Annotated in this window: 3 protein-coding genes and 1 pseudogene; all 4 read left to right on the forward strand. The window is 71.7% G+C overall.

From position 1 onward, the window contains the following. Positions 1 to 392 (forward strand): annotated as a pseudogene (locus tag D7X96_RS38640) (CpaF family protein); the annotation flags it as partial. Between the two features lie 118 nt (positions 393 to 510). Further along, positions 511 to 1,476: a hypothetical protein gene (locus tag D7X96_RS38645; protein ID WP_120553176.1), complete on the forward strand. Its 966-nt coding sequence runs from the start codon at positions 511 to 513 to the stop codon at positions 1,474 to 1,476. Positions 1,477 to 1,490: 14 nt separating this feature from the next. After that, positions 1,491 to 3,209, forward strand: a complete 1,719-nt coding sequence (locus D7X96_RS41635; protein ID WP_158626685.1) for a collagen-like domain-containing protein — start codon at positions 1,491 to 1,493, stop codon at positions 3,207 to 3,209. Between the two features lie 139 nt (positions 3,210 to 3,348). Then, positions 3,349 to 4,401 (forward strand): serine/threonine-protein kinase (locus D7X96_RS38655; protein WP_147468516.1); only part of this gene is annotated, 1,053 nt, incomplete at its 3' end.

Consider the following 4,401-nt stretch of genomic DNA (forward strand, 5'->3'; position numbering starts at 1 on the left):
CGCCCGCGCTGCGCCCCTCGCTGCCGCCGCGCCCGCCGCCGCCGCAGGACGACGACAAGACGCCGCCGCCCACGCGCAACCCGTTCGCGGAGCAGGAGGACACCCGCGCCTCGCCGGCCTCCGAACCCCTGGTGCAGGTGTCCGAGGACCTGCTCGCGGAGGCCCCGCCCGCGCGCATCACGCCGCCGCCGCGCCGTCCGCCTCCCGCGCCCGCGCGTCCCGGCACGCCCCCGTCCAACACGCTGCGCGCGGGTGCCACGCCCACGCGCCGTCCTCCGCCACCGCCTTCGGACGACCTGGATGAGGACGAGGACGACGACCGGCCGAAGACGGAGCTGAACACGTCGGAGAAGACGCAGATCCGTCCGGCGCCGGAGCGTCCGCGCCGCTAGCCCAGGCGCCCGGCGTCGAACAGGGGTGTCGCACTCGGGTGGGTGGGGCCCTGTCCCACCACGCGGGTCCGCGAATCCTGACCTTGCGAGGAGGACGGGTCAGGGAGAAAGTGCTCCCGTGTTGATCCCCTTCCTCGCCGCGCTCACCCTGGTGGTCGCCCAGGCGCCCGCGCCTCCCTCCTCCGCGAAACCCGTCACCGTGTTGCTGGCGCCCACGGACGTGACGCGGGGAACGCCGCGCTACCTCGTTGGAACCGCCCAGGAGCACGTGGCCGAGCAGCTCAAGGCCCGGGGCCTGGAGGTGATCCGCGTGGAGGACGTGACGCGCACGCTGCCGAAGAGGAAGCGCACGGCGATGATGCGCTGCAACCGCACGCAGCCGTCCTGCATCGCGTCGCTGGGCGTGGCGGCGAAGACGGACGTGGTGATGGTGACGGAGATTGGCCCGTACCTGAACGCGTACAAGGCGGGCGTGCGCGTGTACACGGCGCAGGACGGCGCGCCGCTGGTGGAGCAGTCCGTCCCCGGCGTGAGCGAGGACCAGGTGCTGGACGCGCTCAACAAGTCGCTGGACGTGGTGGTGCCGCGCACGCTGCGCGTCCTGCGTCCGGAGCCGGTGGCGCCGCCGGTGACGCCGCCCGTGGCGCAGCAGACGCCCAACGTGACGCCGGGGGTGAAGCAGCCGGTGCCGGGGCCGGACCTGACGCCGGGCGTGCAGCCGCCCACGGAGCTGGGGCTGACGGACACGCCGACGGTGGAGACGCCGGGACGGCGCAAGTGGGCGTGGGTGCCGGCGGCGGGCGGCGTGGTGCTCGCGGGCGTCGGGACGGTGTTCTTCGTGCAGTCGCGCGGCAAGTACAACGAGCTGACCGAGGGCACGGGGCCGCTGCCGGACGGGCAGGACGTGAAGAACTCCGGCAAGCGCGCGCAGACGATTGGCGTGGTGGGGATTGGCGTGGGCGCGGCGGCCATCGCGGCGGGCGCGCTGATGTACTTCCTGCCGGTGAAAGAGACGAACGTTCAGCCGTCCGTGACGCTCACGCCGCAAGGCGGTGGTTTGAGCCTGGCCGGGACGTGGCAGTGAGCTCGGGGAGAACCATGCGAAACCTCTGGAAGGTCGGCGCGCTGAGCGCGGTGTTCGGTGCGGTGCTCGGCATGGGTGGCTGCCAGGACTTCGACGCGGCCTATGAGGAATGCCAGGACGCGGGCCGCTGTGACGTGAAGGACGGCGGTGGTGGTGGAGATGGAGGTAGCGACGCGGGCGATGCCGGTGACGCGGGCTATGACTGCGTCCCGAGCAGCGGGCCGGACTTCCCCGACGAATTGGGGAAGGACACGGACTGCGATGGCGTGGATGGTGACCCCGCGCTGGGCTTCTTCGTGGATCCGCTGTCGGGGAGTGACGACGTGGGGACCCAGGGTACCCGGGACGCACCGCTGAAGACCGTCTCCCGAGCGCTCCAGTTGGTCGGCCAGTCCGACGGCGGCAAGAGCCTCGTGTACCTCGCGACGGGAACGTACTCCGAGCCCACGCCCCTGGAGGTCACGGTGCCCGTGTCCCTGCATGGCGGCTATGAGCACAGCGGGACGAACTGGCTGCGTCCGAAGAGTGAAGCCAGCAGTGTCCTCGTGGGCGCGCCGTACGCGGTCACGGTGCGAAACGTCATCAAGGGCCCCGTGCTCTTCGACCGGATCCACATCCGCTCGACCACGCTTGGCACCTCGGGAGCTCCGTCCGTCGCGCTTCGCGCTGTGAACGTGCAGGAGCTGCGGCTGCGCGACTCCATCGTGGAGGCGGGCCGAGGCGCGAATGGCACGGATGGCCCGGCGGGTGACGCGGGAGTGGCCGGCGGCCAGGGCTTCCCGGGCGACGACGGAACGCTCACCAACTCGCCCGAGGGCGGAGATGGAGGCATCGCGAGCTGCGAGGGCGCCTTCGAAGGCGGCCGCGGTGGTGGCGGTGGCATCCTCAACAGCGGGGGGCTCGGCGCGACCGGGACCCCGGACGTCGATGGCGGCACGGGAGGAACGCGTGGCGCGGTGGGCACCGTGGATGCATGCGTCAACAACCGCTGCAACTGCGAGGCAGGAGACGGTGGAACCGGAAGCCGCGGTCCCGATGGGCATGAGGGCACACCGGGGATGGATGGAGGCGCGGGACCGGGCCTCATGCGTCCTGAAGCGGTCTGGCAGGACCAGCAGACAGGGGCCAGCGGCCGCAATGGCGGCAACGGTGGAGGCGGAGGTGGCGGCGGTGGCGGTGGTGGCGCCTGCGAGACCGCGAGGACCGGGGTGCAGAGCCCGCGCGGTGGTGGCGGAGGCGGCGGCGGTGGCGGTGGATGCGGCGGAACCGGAGGACAAGGCGGAACGGGCGGAGGCGCCTCCATCGCCGTGATTGCGTTCAACTCGCAGCTCATCGTCGAACCCTCGTCCCGGCTGCTGACGCAGGGGGGCGGCAAGGGCGGTAACGGTGGAGCCGGAGGACAAGGCGGCGCTGGCGGGCCTGGAGGTGGCGGAGGCGGCTTCACCACCGGGTCGGGCGTCAACGGAGGAAAGAGCTACTTCACCATCAGCGGCCAGGGTGGTGGCGGTGGCGAAGGAGGCACGGGCGGCCTTGGCGGCGCGGGGGCAGGCGGTGGTGGAGGCCCCTCGGTCATCTTCTGGTGCTCGGATGCCGGCATCCTCCTGCCCGAGTCCACGCCCCTCACCCCAGGTGAGGGAGGAACGGGAGGCCTGAGCCCGGGTGGCACTCCTGGCTCGCCTGGAGTGTCGCAGCGTGACCTCGGCTGCACCTTCGTCGACGCCGGAACGCCCTGACCCACTGCGTTGCCCGCTGTGTGACAACAGCGGGTGAGAAAGCGAGACCCGGGGGCAGGTGCCTGTCTGCTTGCCCTGCGTCCCCGGGCGGCCACTTCGCTTCCCGGGTTTTCACCTGTTACGCTCCCCCGTGGTGGAGATGTCTTCCGAGCTGATCTGCGAAACCTGCGGCCTCACCGTTCCGTCCGAGACGGCGGTATGCCCTCGCGATGGCACCGTCGTGCTGTCGTCGTTCCAGCCGACTCCACCGGAACCGAAGGTCATCGTGGAGCACCCCGGTACCGAAGCCACCGCCATCACCGACCCCCTCATCGGCCTGAAGCTGGGCGAGTACGAGCTGCGCTCGCGCATCGGCGTGGGCGGCATGGGCCTGGTCTACGAAGGCATCCAGCCCCTCATCGGCAAGCGCGTCGCCGTGAAGGTGCTGCGCCCGGAGCTGGCGCACTCGTCCGAACAGGTGGCCCGCCTCCTCGCGGAGGCCCGCGCCGTCAACGCCATCCGCCACCGCGGCATCATCGACATCTTCGGCTTCGGCCAGCTCCCCGACGGTCGCCAGTACATCGTCATGGAGTACCTGGAAGGCCAGCCGCTGGACGCCATCCTCGCGGAGAAGGGCCGCCTCCCCGTCCCGGAGGCCCTGTCCCTCCTGGATGAAGTGCTCGCCGCCCTGGGCGCCGCGCACGGCGCCGGCGTCGTGCACCGCGACCTGAAGCCCAGCAACATCTTCCTCGTGAAGCAGCCGGACGGCTCGCGCTACGTGAAGCTGCTGGACTTCGGGCTCGCCAAGCGCGGCGAGGGCCCCACCGGCCGCACCGCGCAGACGCGCACCGACATGGTCGTCGGCACTCCGGAGTACATGGCGCCCGAGCAGGCCCGCGGCCAGTCCGTGGGCCCCATGACGGACCTGTACGCCATGGGCGTCGTCACCTTCGAAATCGTCACCGGCCGGCTGCCCTTCATCGGCAGCTCCCCGGTGGACCTGCTCATGAAGCACGTGGAGGCGCGCCCGCCCCGGCCGTCGGAGTTCGTCTCCGACCTGCCGCCCGCCGTGGACGCCTTCATCCTGCAGATGCTCACCAAGGACCCGGAGACGCGCCCCAACTCCGCGGATGCCCTGCGTCAGCACCTGTCCAAGCTGCGCCGCACCCTGCGCGCCACGCGCACCAACCCCACCGCGCCCGCCCCCGTCGAC

It is taken from the genome of Corallococcus interemptor, from assembly GCF_003668875.1.
Lineage (GTDB): Bacteria > Myxococcota > Myxococcia > Myxococcales > Myxococcaceae > Corallococcus > Corallococcus interemptor.

Excerpts from the sequence above, each read along its gene's own strand:
- D7X96_RS41635 (WP_158626685.1), top strand. The coding sequence starts at position 1,491 with ATGCGAAACCTCTGGAAGGTCGGCGCGCTGAGCGCGGTGTTCGGTGCG.